This is a genomic window from Bradyrhizobium sp. RP6 (assembly GCF_003837805.1).
Classification (GTDB): domain Bacteria; phylum Pseudomonadota; class Alphaproteobacteria; order Rhizobiales; family Xanthobacteraceae; genus Bradyrhizobium.
This window is the reverse complement of sequence record NZ_RQIT01000018.1, coordinates 1-19,518: the sequence shown is the minus strand read 5'-3', so window position 1 is coordinate 19,518 and position 19,518 is coordinate 1. Positions and strand designations below refer to the sequence as shown.

17 protein-coding genes and 1 tRNA gene are annotated in these 19,518 nt (G+C 59.4%); 10 read left to right on the top strand and 8 right to left on the bottom strand.

Going from position 1 to position 19,518, the window contains the following annotated elements; all coding sequences use genetic code 11:
* The first annotated feature begins 276 nt into the window (after positions 1–276).
* Positions 277–2,709 carry a DUF8426 domain-containing protein gene (locus tag EHH60_RS26695; RefSeq protein ID WP_245454598.1) on the top strand — a complete coding sequence of 811 codons (2,433 nt, stop codon included), beginning with the start codon at positions 277–279 and terminating at the stop codon, positions 2,707–2,709.
* Positions 2,706–4,004 (top strand): McrC family protein, encoded by a 1,299-nt coding sequence (locus EHH60_RS26690; protein WP_124162369.1) that lies wholly within the window; start codon positions 2,706–2,708, stop codon positions 4,002–4,004. Before EHH60_RS26695 ends, EHH60_RS26690 begins: the two co-directional genes overlap by 4 nt.
* Positions 4,005–4,210: 206 nt before the next feature.
* Here EHH60_RS26690 and drt3b read toward each other — a convergent pair whose 3' ends face one another.
* The 4 genes from drt3b to EHH60_RS26670 all read right to left on the bottom strand — a co-directional run bounded on the left by drt3b (position 4,211) and on the right by EHH60_RS26670 (position 9,398).
* Entirely contained in the window at positions 4,211–6,163 is a 1,953-nt protein-coding gene (drt3b, locus tag EHH60_RS26685) for an antiviral reverse transcriptase Drt3b (RefSeq protein ID WP_124162368.1), read from the bottom strand.
* Positions 6,156–7,394 (bottom strand): antiviral reverse transcriptase Drt3a, encoded by a 1,239-nt coding sequence (gene drt3a, locus EHH60_RS26680; protein WP_124162367.1) that lies wholly within the window; start codon positions 7,392–7,394, stop codon positions 6,156–6,158. Before drt3a ends, drt3b begins: the two co-directional genes overlap by 8 nt.
* Before the next feature lie 170 nt (positions 7,395–7,564).
* Entirely contained in the window at positions 7,565–9,223 is a 1,659-nt protein-coding gene (locus EHH60_RS26675; protein WP_245454597.1) for a site-specific integrase, read from the bottom strand.
* Between the two features lie 88 nt (positions 9,224–9,311).
* A tRNA-Leu gene (locus EHH60_RS26670) sits at positions 9,312–9,398 on the bottom strand.
* Positions 9,399–9,552: 154 nt separating this feature from the next.
* On the opposite strand from EHH60_RS26670, the gene EHH60_RS26665 reads away from it, so the two are divergent.
* Entirely contained in the window at positions 9,553–10,518 is a 966-nt protein-coding gene (locus EHH60_RS26665) for a complex I NDUFA9 subunit family protein (protein WP_124162366.1), read from the top strand.
* Between the two features lie 157 nt (positions 10,519–10,675).
* On the opposite strand, the gene EHH60_RS26660 is transcribed toward EHH60_RS26665, so the two are convergent.
* Positions 10,676–11,482: an undecaprenyl-diphosphate phosphatase gene (locus EHH60_RS26660; RefSeq protein ID WP_124162365.1), complete on the bottom strand. Its 807-nt coding sequence runs from the start codon at positions 11,480–11,482 to the stop codon at positions 10,676–10,678.
* A gap of 169 nt (positions 11,483–11,651) precedes the next feature.
* Here EHH60_RS26660 and EHH60_RS26655 point away from each other — a divergent pair, with 169 nt between their 5' ends.
* The 3 genes from EHH60_RS26655 to EHH60_RS26645 all read left to right on the top strand — a co-directional run bounded on the left by EHH60_RS26655 (position 11,652) and on the right by EHH60_RS26645 (position 14,426).
* Positions 11,652–12,344, top strand: coding sequence for a glutathione S-transferase family protein (locus tag EHH60_RS26655; protein WP_124162364.1), 693 nt, complete (start codon positions 11,652–11,654; stop codon positions 12,342–12,344).
* On the top strand, positions 12,293–13,486 hold the full coding sequence (gene queG / locus EHH60_RS26650) for a tRNA epoxyqueuosine(34) reductase QueG (RefSeq protein WP_124162363.1): 1,194 nt from the start codon (positions 12,293–12,295) through the stop codon (positions 13,484–13,486). The genes EHH60_RS26655 and queG overlap by 52 nt, the downstream gene beginning before the upstream one ends.
* 142 nt (positions 13,487–13,628) lie before the next feature.
* Positions 13,629–14,426, top strand: a complete 798-nt coding sequence (locus EHH60_RS26645; protein ID WP_124162362.1) for an acyl-CoA thioesterase domain-containing protein — start codon at positions 13,629–13,631, stop codon at positions 14,424–14,426.
* 74 nt (positions 14,427–14,500) lie between these two features.
* Here the strand turns inward: EHH60_RS26645 and EHH60_RS26640 are convergent, their stop codons facing one another.
* Both EHH60_RS26640 and EHH60_RS26635 read right to left on the bottom strand, forming a co-directional pair.
* Entirely contained in the window at positions 14,501–14,968 is a 468-nt protein-coding gene (locus EHH60_RS26640) for a nuclear transport factor 2 family protein (protein ID WP_124162361.1), read from the bottom strand.
* A gap of 145 nt (positions 14,969–15,113) precedes the next feature.
* Positions 15,114–15,902, bottom strand: a complete 789-nt coding sequence (locus EHH60_RS26635; RefSeq protein WP_124162360.1) for an alpha/beta hydrolase — start codon at positions 15,900–15,902, stop codon at positions 15,114–15,116.
* Positions 15,903–16,153: 251 nt separating this feature from the next.
* Here EHH60_RS26635 and infC point away from each other — a divergent pair, with 251 nt between their 5' ends.
* Entirely contained in the window at positions 16,154–16,693 is a 540-nt protein-coding gene (gene infC / locus EHH60_RS26630) for a translation initiation factor IF-3 (protein ID WP_124162475.1), read from the top strand.
* Between the two features lie 159 nt (positions 16,694–16,852).
* On the opposite strand, the gene EHH60_RS26625 is transcribed toward infC, so the two are convergent.
* Positions 16,853–17,257, bottom strand: a complete 405-nt coding sequence (locus EHH60_RS26625; protein WP_124162359.1) for a hypothetical protein — start codon at positions 17,255–17,257, stop codon at positions 16,853–16,855.
* 276 nt (positions 17,258–17,533) lie between these two features.
* Between EHH60_RS26625 and rpmI the strand changes: the two genes are divergently transcribed.
* The 3 genes from rpmI to pheS all read left to right on the top strand — a co-directional run bounded on the left by rpmI (position 17,534) and on the right by pheS (position 19,465).
* The gene (gene rpmI / locus EHH60_RS26620; RefSeq protein WP_008539890.1) at positions 17,534–17,734 is read left to right on the top strand and encodes a 50S ribosomal protein L35; all 201 of its coding nucleotides are present in this window, start codon (positions 17,534–17,536) and stop codon (positions 17,732–17,734) included.
* Between the two features lie 80 nt (positions 17,735–17,814).
* Positions 17,815–18,174, top strand: a complete 360-nt coding sequence (gene rplT / locus EHH60_RS26615) for a 50S ribosomal protein L20 (protein WP_027561620.1) — start codon at positions 17,815–17,817, stop codon at positions 18,172–18,174.
* A 208-nt stretch (positions 18,175–18,382) separates the two neighbouring features.
* A complete protein-coding gene (gene pheS / locus EHH60_RS26610) occupies positions 18,383–19,465 on the top strand; it encodes a phenylalanine--tRNA ligase subunit alpha (RefSeq protein ID WP_124162358.1) in 1,083 nt (360 codons plus the stop codon).
* Positions 19,466–19,518 lie beyond the last annotated feature (53 nt).

Sequence of the window (19,518 nt, the reverse complement as noted above, 5' to 3'; positions counted from 1 at the left end):
CGACGGACCCGAAGGAATGCTCACAAGCCGCCTTATTCGGCGGGGCGCATCGGCTAACGTCCAAAGCAATACCGGCTCAGTTTTGAGCTGCTCACCCGAGACGGGCACATCGCAATCAACATCATTCCAAACTTTCTACGTCTTAACCACAAGTTGCTCGCGGATAAGCCGCATGCGCCAAAAGTACATCTAGCGCTTCTTTTGCTTAAATGGCCGAATTAGACTCCATGAAACCAGCTTCGGCGAGTCGATAACTACCGAAAGATGGAGCGTTGCATGGCGCATCCCGAGCAGGCTTTAAAGATACAGCTGACAAAAGGCGCCCTTAACAACGGCTACATACCGATACCGTCGAGGCAGAGCTTATTTCCTGCTCAATTCATTGCGGATGACGCCGGCAAGAGCCTAGAGCGCTTTAGCCTTGAGCTTCCGGGAGGACGGCTTCTCCGCACCTGCATCTTGGGAAGATACGGCCGCCTGCAAGCACGCCTCGGTTCACTCTTCAAGGAACTAGGGCTCCAAGCTGGTGACTGCGCCGTTATCAACCATACCGATACGGCACCCGATCTATACCTACTAACGTTCGAAACTCGTGGGACGCCTGCGCCCATGAACTTGATGCGGACGATGGAGCCCCGCCCGATGATGCCTGACCTTAACCGCATTTTCTTCGGCCCCCCAGGGACGGGCAAAACCTTCGCAACGATCGACGCTGCGCTCGAAGTCCTCGACCCCGACTTCCTTTCCGACAATGCGGAGAAGCGCGATGTGCTGAAGAGCCGGTTCGATGAGTTGGTGGCGGCGGGCGATATCCGCTTCGTGACCTTTCATCAAAGCTTTAGTTACGAGGACTTTGTCGAAGGACTTCGAGCGGAAACGAGCGACGACGGTCAACTCCGTTATGAAGTTGTCGATGGCGTCTTCAAAAGCCTGTGCACCGCCGCACTCGCCCGCGTGACCCAACGAGAAGAGGCACCGATCGAACTCGCCGGCCGCCGTATTTGGAAGATGTCACTTGGCAACTCACTAGGCGATGATGCGCATATCTTCGAAGAGTGTATCGAGAAAAATTGCGCACTTCTGGGCTACGGCGGCTCAACCGACTTCGGCGACTGTAAAGACCGGGATGACATATTCAAACGGTTCATCGATCGAAACGAGTCTGTCACGCGCGATTCGTATCCTGTGTCGGCTGTGAACACATTCCTGTTCAAGGTAAAGGAAGGTGATTTGTTGGTCGTCAGTGAAGGAAATATGAAGTTTCGCGCCATCGGCGAGGTCATCGGTCCCTATCGAAGAATCGAACGAGAGGAGGAAAGCGACTCCTACGGACAGTATAGGCCTGTGAAATGGCTGCGGGTTTATAAGCCAGCCCTTCCTTTCGATCAGCTGATGAACAATCAATTCAGCCAGATGACCCTCTATGAATTAAGAGAGAGCGCAATTGATAAGCAAAAGCTCAGTGCTCTACTCGGATCTCCGTCGGTGCAATCAGCGCCGCCGTTCAACGTTGGCGATCGCTTTGGTACCGGTTACTCGGTCGTCCATATTTCAAGCGATTTGCTTGAACTAGAAAAGCCAAATGGGAACAGGCTTCCGATCGGCCTCAGCATTCTCAAGACGTTGGCCGGGCATGTGAGAAATGGTGAGCTCACAATTGATGATATCCGCGACAAGCACGTGTTCGAAAAGCTTCAAGATTCGAAATTGGAGCCTGGCTTGATCAATGGATACAACAACATCCTCCCGCGGCTCGTCGAACGCTATTTGGCAAACAGTTCCCGAGCAGCACAGAAGCCTATAGCAAAGGTACTTATCATTGACGAAATCAATCGAGGCAATATTTCACGGATCTTCGGCGAACTGATAACGCTTATCGAACCCTCTAAGCGGAAAGGCGCGCCAGAAGCGCTTGAAGTCGTTCTGCCTTACTCAAAGACGCGTTTCAGCGTCCCCGATAATGTATACTTGATTGCGACAATGAACACCGCAGACCGGTCGCTCACGGGACTGGACATCGCGTTGAGGCGCCGCTTTTCGTTTGTTGAAATGGCGCCGGACTCCGGGCAGCTTGAGGGTATCGAGGTATCTGGAATCGATATTGAAGAACTTGTTGAGACAATGAACCAGCGAATCGAGGTCCTTCTCGACCGCGACCATCGAATTGGCCATGCCTATTTTCTTCCGTTACGCAACGATTCCAAAATGGAAAGACTTTCCAAAATCTTCAGCCAACAAATTTGTCCGTTGCTAGAGGAGTATTTCTTCGAGGATTGGACGAGGATCCAATGGGTGTTCAATGATCACCGCAAGGCGCCTAAGCATCGGTTCGTGATTGAGGTCGCCGACAACGTGGATGCACTATTTGGCGATGGGGTTACCTTCTCGCAACAGAGAACCAGATGGCGGATCAACCGAGAAGCTTTCAACCTGGTAGAAGCCTATCTCGGTGTTATCGATCATCAGCGGCAAACTGCGTCGTTGGAAGCGGAAGCCGAGGCACGCAAGGGCAATCTGGTCGTACGAAGAATGTCGACGGGCTCGATACAGGTTTGGGAAAATGGTGCCCGCCTCCCAGAGGCTAAGGAAACTCTGCGGCAGCTAGCCTCTGAATTAGGCCTAAATACTCACCACTCAACCGGAACCGAATTCAATACCCGTGCGCTCGGAAACGCGGTGATTAAGGCCCTAAGCACTGGTGCTACGTGACGCAGACAATCGTTGTCCGGGAGTACGCCAGGCTCACGGCCGATGCACTAGCAACGCCTTCTCTTGACTACGCGTGTATTACGTCATCGGCGTTCGAGTGGCTGTGCGATCTCATGTCGCGATTTAGCAAGTCCGGCGCCGCGCTGTGCCACCTTGAGAACCGACGATGGCTTCGGCTGGACAACTATGTTGGGGTTCTAGAAACTCCGTGCGGCACTCGTTTGGAGATTCTGCCCAAACATTATGATGGGCGAGACAGCATTGCGCGAAGTCGAGCGCTGCTGCGCAAAATGATTCAGAGTTCGCTTGATCTGCCCGTCAGAGAAGCCGAGCAGGCAGATTTGCAGCTGTTCGATGCGCCGCTCAGTGAATGGCTCATTGGAAAATTTCTTCTATTGCTTGATGATCTCGTTAAGCGCGGCATAAGGTTCGATTACCAGAGAGTCGAGGAGGAACAAGTCTTCCTTCGTGGCCAGCTTGATGTAGCGAAGCAAATTCGTCAGCCACCTAGCCGCCGACATCACTTTCAGATCCGCCATGACATCTTCCTGGCAGACATGCCGGAGAACCGGCTGCTGAAGTCGGCGCTGGAAGCCGCATGCAAATCGACCCAGGACGCTCGGAACTGGCGACTGGCTCACGAACTTCGCAGCCTGTTGCAACAGATCCCGTCCAGCATCGATATCGCGCTTGACCTAAATCAGTGGCGAGACGACCGGCTGCTAGCTCGTTATCAGGCCATCAAGCCCTGGTGCGAATTGATATTGCGGAAGCAAATGCCGATCGCACTCTCTCACGAGTGGCAGGGCATCAGCCTGTTATTTCCAATGGAGAAGCTCTACGAGCGTTATGTAGCCGCTTGCCTTCGGAGGATGCTCCACCGGGATGCCTCCCTCAAGCTTGGATCGCGCCTGCATCATCTATGCGAGCACGACGGCGGTAAGATATTCTGTTTGGAGCCGGACTTCTTAGTCTCTCACGCGGGCAGAAAATGGATTCTCGATGCCAAGTGGAAGCAGCTTGACGTCGCCAATCGAACGGATAACTACAATCTCAAACAGGCCGATTTTTATCAGCTGTTTGCTTACGGCAGCAAATACCTATCCGGCCAGCAAATGAGCGAATTGGTCCTCATCTATCCGAAGGTCTCGGGATTTTCGGCACCGCTTCCGCATTTCGATTTCACCAAGAGTCTTAGACTATGGGTGCTCCCCCTCGATCTTGAACTGGGCGTGCTTGGCGGCATCACCCGAACCGATCTTCCGCTGTCATCTACTTTCGCTCAAGTCTCATGACCGTCCCCATTGAGGTTCTCTTAGACTTGGCCAGCTATAGGCGGAGCGAGGAGTCGCCCTCAAGCATCAAGTGTGTGCGAGCTTTCGCCCGCCCGTATGGAACTATGCAGCCGGGCAATTACCCCAACTGACGTCGGCCCTTACGTGGCAGCGGAGAAACTCCGCCGGTAGCTGTCTTGAACGACTCCCCGGGGCAAATTAGCCGCTTAGTAGACCGCCCTCAACTCTTTCTTTCTTAGATGATTCAGTAAGTCGATCTCACGCCAGTTAACGAACCATGGGAAGCGCTCGATTTCGATGAGCAGCATGTTGGAATAGTGCGCAGCTGAGATCTCCAGACCTTTCAGCAAAACCTGTGCACACCCGCGCCTAAACTGTTTCGACAAGAAGGGGCAGGCAATCAAGTCAAGGAGAAAATGCGCGTCATGCGAAACTCTTCTCGGCGCTGCTTTCGGCAAAAACTCCTTACCAAGTTTGTCTTCAACTTCCAGAATGAAGTCCGGATCGGAGGCGCCGAAATAGAACAACAGCGACACGATCGAAAAATAGTCAATGTTTTCGTCGTCGATTACGCGCCTACGTACGTCCTGGACATTCGTTCTGTACACCTCAGGAAGCGCCGTCGAAGCCAAGATGATGTTAAGCATTTCGATTGGGACGCACTCAGTCATAGCAACGCTAAGCAAGCTGGGGTTCGTGACCACTTCCTGGATGAGAATCCGGACCCTTTCGAAAATGTGCTCCGCCGTGGCTCCCAAGTTGTCCTTGAAGAATCGAACCGAGAGAATAGTGGCCTTAGCCACCTGATAGGACGCGGTGACAGTCGCGTGTACCGTAAAGAAATAAAATAGGGCGGACAGCAAGGTATCAAAAGCCTTGGCATAGAGCTCAGCGTCCTTTCGGACCTCCGCGGGCGCGGATGGAAAGCCCGAGATCAGCATCTCCAGCGTGCTACTGACCGATCCGATTATGTAAGGGCTGACATCTTCATAACCGGCGCCGCCGTTCGTGCACGCCACCTTGATGTCATTGGCGAACGTCCGCACGATTGATTCGGGGTCCCGCACTTTTCGTGGTTTGTGTAGCCGAGAGGCCGGATCAATTTCGGAAATCGACTCTCGAAATTTGTGCAATGCCGGAGATGCGCCCGATATGATCTGCGATCGTCGCGTTTGTAGTGGCCGGGTGATCGTGTGCGTCTTAGCCTCATTGAGGTGCAAATTGAACGTCAATAGGCCGTCTGAAATAGCTCGCTGAACGATGTCCAACGTCTCTGATTTATTGGCGAATATCGCGTAGTCGTCGATATACCTGCGTATCGCAAAATCCGAGCCATGCACTAAGCCCGCACGCTTTGCCCTCCTGAGCACGGCCACATCAACTGATTGAAGAATAATTTCAGCAAATATTCTCGATGCCTCTGCGCCAACGGGGATGCCGTTGGTCTCATTATAATTTGAGTACTGCATCAAAGAATCGAAATCGTTTGCAAATGACACAGCAAGCGGATGCTCCTTGCCATGCTGGATGTCCTTGACTGCCCAAGCAAGGGTATGGCTGTAAATCGAAGAAAAGCATTTCGATACGTCCGTGAGACGCATCATCGAAAACGTCTTCTCAAGACCCAAGAACTCTTGCGAATTAAAGAATTTGTAAAAGCGGTCATATCCTGCATAAGCAAAATACGAACCGGGATTCCGAACAGATTCATCGTGAAGGAGCATATCGATGGCGGCTCCCTTGTATCTCTTCGATTCAGCACTTCGCGTTAGATAAAAGACCGAGCTGCCTACTTTGGCTGCGCGACGCAGAGACACTTCGGCGTGACGACAAAAATACGGAAGCAGATGTCCGTACTTCTGATAGAAGCCACACGCTTTTTTCTGTGCCGCCGGATGAGCAAGACTCAACTGACGGCTCGCAGTTGTCGATAACCTGATCCGATAGCGATAAGGAATGGTGTAGCGTTCTGGATTGGATATTATCAACGTCTCGACAATACGCTTTAGCCCCGGCGTGGCCGGTGCCCGTCGCAGATTTCCGTGAAAGCCGTCGTTCGAGAAAACGATAGGGACATCCATTGGCGCGGTATCAGTGAGGACCGCGCGATCGGAGTTGCTTCTATCGATATTACCCCGCCTAATCCCGGAACTAGCCATCGCGCCAGCACCGTCGCAGATCTGATAGTTCAGCGGTCGAGAAATTGTAAAAGGTCCGCTGCCTGAAGCTGCGCTCAAAGCTAAATTTTAAGAATGATTTTCTCACATCGAGCGAGATCTTTGCGGCAAGCCGCTTAGACAAGCGACTGCGGTTACCCACGAGGATTGATCGAAGGAAGGCGTCCAGCTGAGTCAGGGCTGCGAGCGAGTTTACACGCCTGTAGTTGCAATAGAGACCGGTATTGCGCGAACGGTTCTTCACAAAATCTCGGACATTGTAATTGCCAGTAAGGAGCTGCAACCGGCGCTCAAGCTTCCCGACATCCCCGTCTCTCAAGAACACTGCGATTGAGCAGCAAAGTCGAGCCTTGAGTCGGGCGATCTTGGTATCCGCAATCGTTACCTTCACGTCTCGGAATAGCCTATTGTCTCCGTTCCGGGTGCTTTCATGTACTGCAAACGCATATCCCAGGTAGTCGAACCGTCCTAAGATGGCTTTTCCGTCCGATTTTAGTTGGACGGGAATTTCTATTGTCTTGGTCTTCTGATGATTCAGCTCAAGGCCCAGGGGGGTTAGGAGCCTTCTTATCTTCCGTGCGAATTCGCGTGGATTTTCGCGAGCGCTTGTGACGATGACAATATCATCGACGTATCGAGCATGAAAATAGATCTCTGGCAGAAGAGACAGTTCGCGATCAAACCGTTGTAACGCAAACTCAGACAAGGTTGCACTAAGGGGCACGCCTCGCGGCAAGCCTATGATCCCCCGTGAGTTCAGTTCGTTTAGATAATTCAAAAGAACTAGTGTGGCGTTTCTCGGCAAGGTCGGGATGTTCGCTACCTGCTCGAATAGACGCTTAGTATCCACACTTTCGAAGAACGCCTTTATGTCAAACTTGTAGAGCCGGTGAGGGACTCCCTCTTGCAGCACGGTCGTCAGCCGTCGGATAATAGTATCCCGGTCGGAGGGTCGTATCTGGGTTGCCTGCCGGATCAGCTTATTGAGTGCCCGCAGCACCACGGCATGTGGCGTTGTCCGAACGCATTGCGCGGCTTTTCGTTTGATAAGGATTTGTTCTAGCTTCAGGGCGGCGAAGCCATACTGAACAATGGTTGCTGCTCGCCTCGCAAGTTCATCGGCATCATAGTGTCCAACAACGCAGTCGTCGTTGAGAAGGTCTCTGCCATGAATGCAGGTGGACAGAAACTCGCGATTCATTCCCGGCAGCAAGTGAAGCCCCCGCTAAACTCTTGGTAGTAGAGGAAACTACTAACATCGATTCGCGTGCATTTCATCGGTCATTTGAGGCGCTCTCGGCCATCCGGGAGGGATGCGACACGCCGCGCGGACCGAGCGCACCGGCCTCGCGTTTGATTCCGGAGGCGTTCCGTAGACTGCCCCTATGCAACGTCGATGAGCGGGAATTCCCCGATAGCCTTCGCCTTCGCCTTAATGGTCACGTCTCCATATCCCTCCGAGACATTGCGCGGCGCGTGCCCCTGAATGGCATCCAGCACGCGCATCTCAACACCCTGATCAATTCCCACAGTCTTGAAGCGATGGCGCCAGCCGTGGCTTGGATCAACGTTCTTATCCTTCACCACCTCACGCACGAACTCATTCACCTTGTTTCGCGCCGTCTTCACTGCGTTACGGACCCCCAGCTCACCGGGCTTAGGGTCAATGAATAGATAGCCGCCCTTCGATTTCTCAAAGAACGCCAAGAAGCCTTCCTCGATTACTTGCCGATGGAGCACGACATCACGCGCTTCATCCGTCTTCACCGGCCCCGCCTCGGGTGTCACGTGCAGCACCCACAGCTTGCCTTCGCGCCGAATGTCTTCCTTACGAATCTGGATCATCTCGCCCACGCGGGCTCCCGTGAAGGCGCACAGCCAGGGCACCCACCGCTTAGCCGCCGCGAGCTTCGGGGCTTCCCGACCGGGCACGAATTCGCGGGCGTGCTTCAGAATGGCGATGGCCTCCGAATCATAGAACCCCTTAGACCGGAGCTTGCGGGACTTGCCCACCTTGATAGTGATCCCTTCAGCCGGATTGCTCGGCAGCCGACGGTTGACCACCGCCCATCCAAAGACGGTCTTCATACCCGCGAGGTCGCTATCCTTCACAGTCTTCGGGCTTACGTCGCTCTGCAAACGATAGTCCTTGAAGCGAACGATGTCCTCCGGCGTCACCCGAGTCGCTATGTCGTGCTTGAGGAACGTCACGAGGCGAGCCATCGAATTGCGATAGCTCTCATAGGTGCTCTGCTTCCGGCCGGCTCGTTTGGCTTCCTTCCACCAGTCCTCAACGAGGCCAGTGAGCGAATTCTTGAAGGCGCCCCGCTTGGGCTTTTCCTTCGGCGCATCTGCCGGGGCCTGCCACTCGGGGAAGCGAGCGGCCTTGGGGTCGAGCGAATAGTCTCCTCCTGCATTCCGTTGGCGACTCGCGAAGGCGTCACGCAGCGCCATCCAAAAGGCGGTGAGCAAGAGAGCGCGTGATTCGCTATCCACACGGCGAATGCCCTTGGTCAGCAAGAGGCGGTCCACGATAGGCCCAAGAGCCTTTTCTAGTTGCTTCGCCTCACCGTCTCGGCCGACCCTCTCCCACATCTCCGTTACGGCCGCCCAGTGGGCTTCCTGCTCCTCGTGGCTCTCCGTCTCAGGCTCCCAGCCGACTCCGGGCGTGTGCACCATGGCGACACTCCGGGCGCGGCCCTCGCTGTCTGCCCAAACGCGATACAGTTCGCCCGCCAAGGCTGTCGCTTGCCGGTGAGTGAGATGCACCGGGGCGTCATTGCGGAACGCCTCCCAGACGGTCGCCAGATGCGCTGCAACGAGCGCCTGACGCCTCTTGGCTTCGCTAGGCTCTGTGGTGCGAAGGGAGAACCGGACGGCCTGAGCGCCCTCGCTAGGCGTCACGAAAACGAAGCTGTCACCGAGCGGAATCGCCAGTTCAAAACCGACAACTTTGCGCCGGACATCAGCCGGAATGCGCTGCACGAAAAGAGGAAAGCGAGACCCATCCCGGCGCATCGGCCGAACAACCCTGAACAGCAATGTTACACCCCATTGTTACACAGTCGGGGCCAAGGCAACACTCTGAAAGGGCTTATCTATCTGGATTTGTTTGCGATCCAGAAAAGCATGGTGCCCAGGAAAGGACTCGAACCTTCACGGCCGTTAAGCCACTGGCACCTGAAGCCAGCGCGTCTACCAATTCCACCACCTGGGCATGCCGTTTGGGGCACGGAGGCGGTTACTACGGTTCGGTGACGCCGTTGTCAATTCATGCGTGAGGCCGGCTTCCGGATGCCGATTGCGCATCGCAAACCGGCCCGATACAAGCCTGACAAGACGCACTCTTTTCCGCAGGAACGGACACCCCCATGGCATCGAATCTGGACACGCTCGTCACGGTTTTCGGCGGATCGGGGTTTTTGGGCCGCAGCGTCGTCCGCGCCCTGTGCAAGAGGGATTACCGTATCCGGGTCGCGGTGCGGCGGCCGGAACTCGCCGGATACCTCCAGCCTCTGGGCCGGGTCGGGCAGGTCCACACCGTACAGGCGAATCTGCGCTATCCGGCCTCGGTGGAGGCGGCGCTGCGTGATTCGCATGTCGCGATCAACCTCGTCGGCGTCCTCACCGAGGGCGGCGAGCAGACCTTCGACGCCGTCCAGGCCAGGGGCGCCGAAACCGTCGCAAAGGCGGCGGCCGCGGCCGATGCCAGCCTCGTGCATGTCTCCGCGATCGGCGCGGACGCGGAATCGCCGTCGCGCTACGCCAGGGCCAAGGCGGCCGGCGAAGCCGCGGTCCTGGCCGCGGTTCCCTCCGCCACGATCTTCCGCCCCTCCGTGATGTTCGGCCCCGAGGACCAGTTCACCAACCGCTTTGCCGCGCTGGCCCGGATGTCGCCGGTGCTGCCGCTGATCGGCGGAACGACCCGGATGCAGCCGGTCTATGTCGGCGACGTCGCCACCGCGATCGCGGATGCCGTCGACGGCAAGGCCAAGGCGGGCGCTGCTTACGAGCTCGGCGGGCCGGAAGTGCTGACCATGCGCGAGATCATCGAGACCATCCTTGCCATCACCGACCGCAAGCGGATGCTGATGCCGCTGACGTTCGGCCTCGCCCGCTTCCAGGCCGCCTTCCTGCAATTCGCGCCGGGCGCGTTCAAGCTGACACCGGACCAGGTCACGCTGCTCGAGCGCGACAATGTCGTCTCGGATGCGGCGAAGGCGGCCGGCCTGACGCTGGAAGGCCTCGGCATCACCCCCGATTCGCTGGAAGCAATCGCCCCGCAATATCTCTGGCGCTTCCGCGCCGCCGGTCAGTTCCAGCGCATGAGCGTGTGAGGCAGGTTTGCTTCTCTCGCTTGCTGGCGAGGGAGCGCACCAAGCGAGCTGCTGCTCTAAAGCGCGATGCGATCAGGATGAAGCGTCATCGCGCTTCAGGTTGTTGTTTAAGCATGATCTTTCCGGAAAACCGCTGCGCACTTTTCCGGATCATGCTTCAGTGGCCCAGCGCCAGCGCGATCAGGCCGAGCGTGCCGACGATGACGCGCCACCAGGCGAACACCACGAAGCCGTGCCGGGTGACGTAGGTCAGGAACGTCTTCACCACGACGATGGCGGTGATGAACGACACCACGAATCCGATCGCGACGATGTTCATGTGGTCCATCGTCATCTCAGCACGGCTCTTGTAGAAGTCGTAGGCGAACGCACCGATCATGGTGGGAATGGCGAGGAAGAACGAGAACTCCGCCGCCGCGCGCTTGTCGGCCCCGAGCAGCATCGCCGCAACGATGCTGGCGCCGGAGCGTGACACGCCCGGGATCATCGCCACGCACTGCGCGATGCCGATATAGAGATACATCAGCAGCGGAAATCGGGTGGCGTCGTGCTCGCGCGGCTTGAGATCGAGCTTGTCGACCCAGAGCAGGATGGCGCCGCCGACGATCAGCGTGAAGCAGATGACCCAGGGATTGAACAGCAGGCTCTTGATGTATTTGCCGGCGACGAGGCCGACGACCACGGCCGGCAGGAACGCCACCAGCACGCCGATCACGAAGCGCCGCGCATGGGCATCGCCCGTGAACAGGCCGATCACGACGTCCCACAACTTCCTGAAATACAGCCCGACGATCGCGAGGATCGCGCCCAGCTGGATCAGAACCGTAAACGAATCCCAGAACGCGCCTTCGCCGAGATGGAAGAAGCGCTCCGCGAGCAAGAGGTGACCGGTCGAGGACACGGGAAGGAACTCGGTCACACCCTCGATGATGCCGAGGATCACTGCCCGTATTGCGTCTGACATATTTACGGTCCATTTCGGCTGGAAAAGCGAGGCTCTTCTCGCCTATTCGTCCCCATGCCGCAATCGCAAAATACGAAATCACGACCTTGCTTCGCGGTTTTGAGGGCCTGGTGTGGCGCCGCACAAACATTGATGGATTCTTAAGCACCATCAAATAGTCAAAGGCTTCATGTTTACGCTGTTTCATCATCCGTTCTGTCCGCATTCGCGCTTCGTCCGCCTGATCGCGGGCGAATACGGGCTTGACCTGAAGCTGATCGAAGAGCGCAGCTGGGAGCGGCGCGAGGCGTTTCTGCTGCTCAACGCGGCCGGCACCACGCCGGTGCTCGTCGACGAGGAGCAGCCGCCGATCCCCGGCGCAGCCATCATCGCCGAATATGTCGACGAGGCCTATGGTGCCGAGATGGGGCCGAAACGCCTGATGCCGCAGACGACCTTCGAACGCGTCGAGGTGCGCCGGCTGATGGCCTGGTTCAACGAGAAGTTCTTCGAGGAGGTCTCGCACCCGCTCGTCACCGAGCGCATCTACAAGCGCTTCATGAGCGAGGAGAACGGCGGCGGCCCGCCTTCGGCCGACGTGATGCGCGCGGCGAAGGCAAATGTGCGCTATCATCTGGCCTATATCGGCTGGCTGGCGCAGACGCGCAATTTCCTCGCCGGCGACCGGCTCACCTACGCGGATCTCGCCGCCGCGGCCCATCTCTCGGCGATCGACTATCTGGGCGACGTGCCATGGAGCGAGGACGACGCAGCAAAGGCGTGGTACGCGCGGGTGAAATCCCGCCCGTCGTTCCGTCCGCTGCTCAGCGAATGGCTCGCCGGCGTGCCGGCGTCGCGGACCTACGTGGACCTGGATTTCTGAGCTCCGATCCGACTGAACTGAAGGCGGCGCTTGCCCGCGAAGCGCGCGCGCTCGGCTTCGACTGCATCGGCATCACCGCGCCGGGCACGATCGAGAGTGCCGGCAAACACTTCCTCGAATTCATCGCATCGGGCGGGCATGGCGACATGGATTGGCTCGCAGCGCAGCCGGAGCGCCGCGTCGATCCGCGCGGGCTGTGGCAGGACGTGCGCAGCGTGATCATGCTCGGCGTCAATTACGGTCCCGACTCCGATCCGCTGGCGATTCTCGAGCAGCCCACGCGCGCGGCGATCTCGGTCTATGCGCAGGGCGACGATTATCACGACCTCATCAAGAAGCGCCTGAAGGCGCTGGCCCGCTGGCTGGTCGCGACCGCGCCGTCGGACGTGAAAGTGTTCGTCGACACCGCGGCGGTGATGGAGAAACCGCTGGCACAGGCGGCGCATCTGGGCTGGCAGGGCAAGCACACCAACCTCGTCTCGCGCGAGTTCGGCTCATGGCTCTTTCTCGGCGCGATCTACACCACGCTGGAGCTGCCGCGCGATGCCGCCGAGATCGATCATTGTGGCTCGTGCCGGGCCTGTCTCGACATCTGCCCGACGGCGGCGTTCCCCGCACCCTACAAGCTCGATGCGCGACGCTGCATCTCGTATCTCACCATCGAGAACAAGGGACCGATCCCGCGCGAATTTCGCAGAGCCATCGGCAATCGCATCTATGGCTGCGACGACTGCCTTGTAGCCTGCCCCTGGAACAAGTTTGCGCAAGAGGGGCGCGAGGCAAAACTCGCCGCACGCGACGAATTGCGCGCGCCTGATCTCGCCGAGCTGGCACGGCTCGACGACGCGGCGTTTCGCGCGCTGTTCACGAAGTCGCCGGTCAAGCGCATCGGCCGCGACCGGTTCTTGCGGAACGTGCTGATTGCGATCGGCAACTCGGGCGAGGTCGCGCTGGCGGAAGAGGCGCGGCGCTTGCTGGATGACGCAAGCCCGCTGGTGCGCGGGGCTGCGGTGTGGGCGCTCGGGCAATTGGTGGCGCGGGAGGCGTTTGCGGCGATGAGGCTGCACGCTCTCGAACTCGAGCACGACGAGAGCGTGCGTGAGGAGTGGCGGCTAGAAAGCACTACCAGCCCCTCACCCTGAGGAGCCGCGCAGCGGCGTCTCGAAGGATCGAGGCCGAGCTGCCGCAGCGGGGCCTGCATGGTTCGAGACGGTGCTTCGCGCCCTCCTCACCGTGAGGATCGTGGACCTTGATTTGCCCATCCATTCCCGCAATCTCGCGCGCATGACAAACATGCCTTTCTTCACCCGCGACGGCGAGACATTCCACCCGACGGAAGTTGCCAATGGTCCCTGGGATCCGAAGTCGCTGCACGGGCGCGTCATCGTCGGCCTGCTCGGCTTCGCCATCGAGGAACGCCATTCCGGGCCTGAGTTCGTGCCCGCGAGGCTCACCGTCGACATGTTTCGGCTGCCGACCATCGACAAGCCAATTCAGGTGACGACCCGTCTGGTGCGCGATGGAATGCGCATCCGCGTGGTGGAAGCGGAATTTTTCTCCGGCGGGATCAGCATGGCGCGCGCCTCGTGCCAGCTGCTGCGCAAGACGCAGAATCCGGACGGCAATGTCTGGTCGCCGCCGAACTGGGACGCGCCGAAGCCGGCCGACATTCCCAAGCCCGCCGATCCCAGGCTCGGCATGAATGGCAAATGGGCGACGCGCCCGATCGTCGGCCATATGGGCTCGCTCGGCCCGCGCCGGCTCTGGATGAGCGAGGTGCGCGAGCTCGTTGCGGGCGTGCCGATGACACCGTTCGTCCATGTCGCCACCGGCGCCGATTTCGCCAGCCCGTTCGCCAATGCCGGCGACAAGGGGCTCGGCTACATCAACAGCGACGTCACGATCTATCTGCACCGCCTGCCGATCACGGGGTGGATCGGCTTCGAGGTCGTGAACCACCACGCCACCGACGGCGTCGCGATCGGCGAATGCTGGCTCTATGACGAAGATGGCCCGATCGGCACCGCGACCGTGGCAGCGCTGGCGCAGCGCAAGCCGATGGCGAATCCGTCGAAGCGGTAGGCCGCGCGCCGCCCTCTCTCCGTCATTCCGGGGCGCGCCACTTGGCGCGAGCCCGGAATGACGAGTGGGGACAGTCAGCCCAAATGCCGCTGCATCTCCGGCCGCGCCTTCAACTCGGCGCCCTGCTTAGCGACGATCTTCGCAATTCTTTCCGGCGCAAACTTCAAATCGACGAACGCCGGCGCGGTGTTGGCGACCTCGTGATAGCTCGCGATCTTTCCGCCCTTCAGCGTCATGATCGCGACGCCCTCGAACATCGCCCGCGCGCCGTCTGCCTCCGGCAGGGTTGACTTGTAGCTGAAGGTATAGCGCGCATAGAGCGTGGTGCCGTCGGAGACGGGATCGTGCATGTCCCAGCGGAAATCGGTCGCCGTGCGATAGAACCAGTCGTCGATCATCGCTGCGATCTTCTCGCGGCTGGCAAAGGCGCCGTAGAACACGTCGTGATAGACACCATCCTCGGTGAACAGCTCGGCAAAGGCGCGGCCATTGCGCTGCTCGACCGCATCGCAGAAGGCGCGCAGCATGGCGGTAGTGGTCATTGGCGTTGCTCCTTCCCCGTTCTCCGTCATGCCCCGGGGAGGCGGGGCATCCAGTACGCCGTGGCCTGTCGATTGAACCACGCCGTCTTGGAGTACTGGATCGCCCGATCAAGTCGGGCGATGACACCGATCGTTGGGCAACACTTCACCCGATCTCCGCCACGGCCGCAAGAATGCGCGCGATGTCCTGCGGGCGCGACAAGCGGTGATCGCCATCCTGGATCATGGTCAGCACGACGTCGTCGGCCGGCAGGCGGTGTGTCAGCGCGAACGCGTGCTGCCACGGCACATCAGGATCTTTCGCGCCTTGCAGGATTCGAACGGGGCAGCCGAGATCGATGGCGCTGCCGAGCACAAGATGGTTGCGGCCCTCCTCGATCAGGTTCCGCGTGATCGGATAGGGTGAGCCGTCGCCGTATTCCGACGGCCGCATCCAGACGCCCTTGGTCTCGATCTCCTTCTTCACCGCGGGCGAAAAATTTCTCCACATCAGCTCCTCCGTGAAGTCGGGCGCGGGCGCGATCAGGACCAGGCCGGCCAGCGATGCCTTGCCGGAACGCTTCTTGATCTCGCGCGCGAGCAGCAGCGCGATCCAGCCGCCCATGGATGAGCCGATCAGGACTTGCGGGCCGTCGCAAAACCGCTCGAACACCGCGACGCTCTCCTCCAGCCAGCGTCCAATGGTTCCGTCGGCGAAATCGCCGCCGGATTCGCCATGGCCGGAATAGTCGAACCGGACCATTGCGCGGCTGTGATCCCGAGCCCAGGCGTCCAGCGCCAGCGCCTTGCTGCCCTGCATGTCCGAGTTGAATCCGCCCAGCCAGACCAGCCCCGGTCCCCGTCCACGCCGACTGCGTACCGCGATCCGGCGTGCGGACAGGCCCTCGCCCACATTGACGAAGTCGAGCACGGCATCAGGAATTATATCAGTCATGGAACATTTACTCTGGCTGTGCGGTTTGAGCTGTCCGGGCGCGTCCCGCGATGCAAGCTGATGGCTGCATTGGCCGCCCTTTGGGACGCTTGCGGAACAGAAGCAAGGTGTCTATGTCGTCTGCGTGTCCGGGCGTGACCAAAATGCCTCGCATTTGAGGGTTTTTCGCATGGCGCACGAGCGACTTGCTTGCCGGCAAACGCATCTTCCTTCAAGATAGCCGCTTCCTTCACAACTTTGGAGAACCACCCATTCGCCGTCCTAATAAAGCTCCGCCCGCTGCCAGCAAAGACGGGCCGCGCATCAATGATGATATCCGCAATGCGCAGATCCAGCTGATCGACCAGACCGGTGAGAACAAAGGCACGGTCGAGACCGTCGTCGCTATCCGGATGGCTCAGGAAGCCGGCATGGATCTGGTCGAGATTTCGCCGAATGCCAGCCCTCCCGTCTGCAAGATCATGGATTACGGGAAGTACAAATATTCCGCTCAGAAAAAAGCCGCGGAAGCCCGCAAGCGGCAGAAGACCGTCGAGATCAAGGAGATCAAGCTCCGCCCGATGATCGACGACCATGATTACGACGTGAAGATGCGCGCGATGCAGCGGTTCTTCGAAGAGGGCGACAAGGTCAAGATCACGCTGCGCTATCGTGGCCGCGAAATGGCGCACCAGGAAATCGGCACCAAGCTGCTGGACAAGATCAAGACCGACGTCGCCGAGCTCGCCAAGGTCGAGCAGGACGCGCGGTTCGAAGGTCGCCAAGTCGTGATGGTGCTGGCGCCGCGCTGAAGCGAAGCGCTTTGGGACTGAGAATTCAACGGCCCGTCCGGATCACCGGCGGGCCGTTTTGTTTTTGCCGAGGTGCAAGCCGCGAACTCCGCTGCACCCACGCCCGCTTGCGCAGGCGGAGGAGGGAGCGCACCGTGGCTGTGGCGATGGCTCGTTCGACTACGTCCGCGTCGCCTGCCAGGTGCCGCTGCACTGGTCGCCGGAGATGACACCTCTCCACGAGCCGGCGCCGTTCATGCCGGCGAGCCGGCCGCCGCCGCTGGCATGAGAGGCGCCGACCGAGACCTGGACAGCCACAGCACCGGAGCGGTTGACTTTGCCCGAGACCCGCCCGCCGCCGGCGGACGAGACGCGGCTGCCCGTCACGGTGAAGGGGACGCTGTAGCCCGAGCTACAACTGCCCCTCGTGGTGGCGAAGGTGACGTTCCAGATGCCGTCATAGCCGCCGATTCGGGCATCGGCAGCCGACGGCAGCATGACGGCCGCAAGCAGGGCCAACACCGCCAGATGACGCGGGCGGATGAAACCAGTCAAAGACGAAGGCGATCGGGACAAATGGGCCATTTTGGTCCTGCTCCGGGCGACACGGCTAGGGACATGATGGTGGCAACACCGGATAGTCTCCGGGCCTGTTCCGCCGGTTCATCGTTGCCATTTGGCTCCCGCTCTGTCATAAGCCCAGCCTTCATCGCCCGGCTGATTAAGGGCTGCCGTGGCGGTGTTTCGTGTGGGTTTTGCGCTCGTTCGCAAAAACCTGAACACAATCAACGCTCTAACGAGCATTATAGACGGCCAGCCGCCTTCACGGGCGGATTTCTGTTGTGGCCATAGGAGAGCCAAATGCCCAAGCTGAAGACCAAATCGGGCGCTAAAAAGCGCTTCAAGGTGACTGCCACCGGCAAAGTGATGCACGCCCAGCGCGGCAAGCGTCACGGCATGATCAAGCGGACGAAGAAACAGATCCGTCAGCTCCGCGGCACCCGCGTGCTGTTCAAGACCGACGGCGACAACGTCAAGAAGTACTTCTTGCCGAACGCCTGATCGCGTCCACGATCACTGCCGCCTCTGCCGCGCATCCCGCGGCGATCCGAAAACCAAGTCATCCCTGAAGGAATTTTGTCATGTCTCGCGTCAAACGCGGTGTGACCGCCCACGCCAAGCACAAGAAAGTCTACAAGGCCGCCAAGGGCTTCTATGGCCGCCGCAAGAACACCATCCGCGCCGCCAAGCCGGCCGTGGAAAAGGCGCAGCAATACGCCTTCCGCGACCGCAAGCGTAAGAAGCGGACGTTCCGCGCGCTCTGGATACAGCGCATCAACGCTGCCGTCCGTCCGTTCGGCCTGACCTACAGCCGATTTATCGACGGCATGGCCAAGTCGGGGATCACCGTGGACCGCAAGGTGCTGTCGGATCTCGCGATCAGCGAGCCCGCCGCGTTCCAGGCGATCGCCGAGAAGGCCAAGGCCGCGCTGGCGGCGTAAGCTGTCTTCCACCGTGCTCTGCGCAGCATTCAGCTTGTGATGGCCCGGGCCAAGGCGCCTTCGCGCTTGTCCCGGCCACCACTTCTCGCGCAAACACTTCTCCGACGTGGATGCCCGGCCAATCTAACGCGAAGACGCGCTTCGCGCTTTTGGCCGGGCGTGACGGGCTAGGATCATCGGCTCAGCATCCTGGCCAAAAGGGATTGCCATGACCGATCTTGCCCAGCTCCAAGCCCAGATCATCGCCGACATCGCCGGCGCCGCCAACGAGGCCGCGCTGGAGGCCGTGCGTGTTGCAGCCCTCGGCAAGAAGGGCTCGATCTCGGCGCTCCTCGCGACGCTCGGCAAGATGTCGCCGGACGAGCGCAAGACGCAGGGAGCCGCGATCAACCAGGCCAAGGAGGAAGTCAGCCAGGCGCTTGCCGCGCGACGCGACGTGCTGAAGTCCGCGGCGCTCGATGCGCGGCTCGCCTCCGAGACCGTCGACGTCACCCTGCCGCTGCGCGATGCACCGGCAGAAGCCGGCCGCATTCATCCGCTGAGCCAGGTCTGGGACGAACTGACCACGATCTTCGCCGACATGGGATTCTCGGTCGCCGAAGGTCCCGATATCGAGACCGACGACTACAACTTCACCAAGCTGAATTTCCCGGAAGGCCATCCGGCGCGCGAGATGCACGACACCTTCTTCTTCCATCCGAAGGAGGACGGCTCGCGCATGCTGCTGCGGACCCACACCTCGCCGGTGCAGGTGCGCACCATGCTGAGCCAGAAGCCGCCGATCCGCGTGATCTGCCCGGGCCGCACCTACCGCATCGATTCGGACGCGACCCACACGCCGCAATTCCACCAGGTCGAAGGCCTCGTCATCGACAAGACCTCGCATCTCGGTCACCTCAAATGGATCCTGCACGAGTTCTGCAAGGCGTTCTTCGAGGTCGATCACATCAACATGCGCTTCCGGCCGTCGTTCTTCCCGTTCACCGAGCCATCACTGGAAGTCGACATCCAGTGCCGCCGCGACAAGGGCGAGATCCGCTTCGGAGAGGGCGAGGACTGGCTCGAGATCCTCGGCTGCGGCATGGTGCATCCGAACGTGCTGCGCGCCTGCGGCATCGATCCCGACGAGTACCAGGGCTTTGCCTGGGGCATGGGCATCGACCGCATCGCCATGCTGAAATACGGCATCGCCGACCTGCGCCAGCTGTTTGACAGCGACGTCCGCTGGCTGAGCCACTATGGCTTCAAGCCGCTGGAGGTGCCGACGCTGGCCGGGGGATTGAGCTCGTGATGCTCGCACTCAAGCAAGAGCTTGCGAAGACTCTCTCCGTTCCCGTCGCGGAG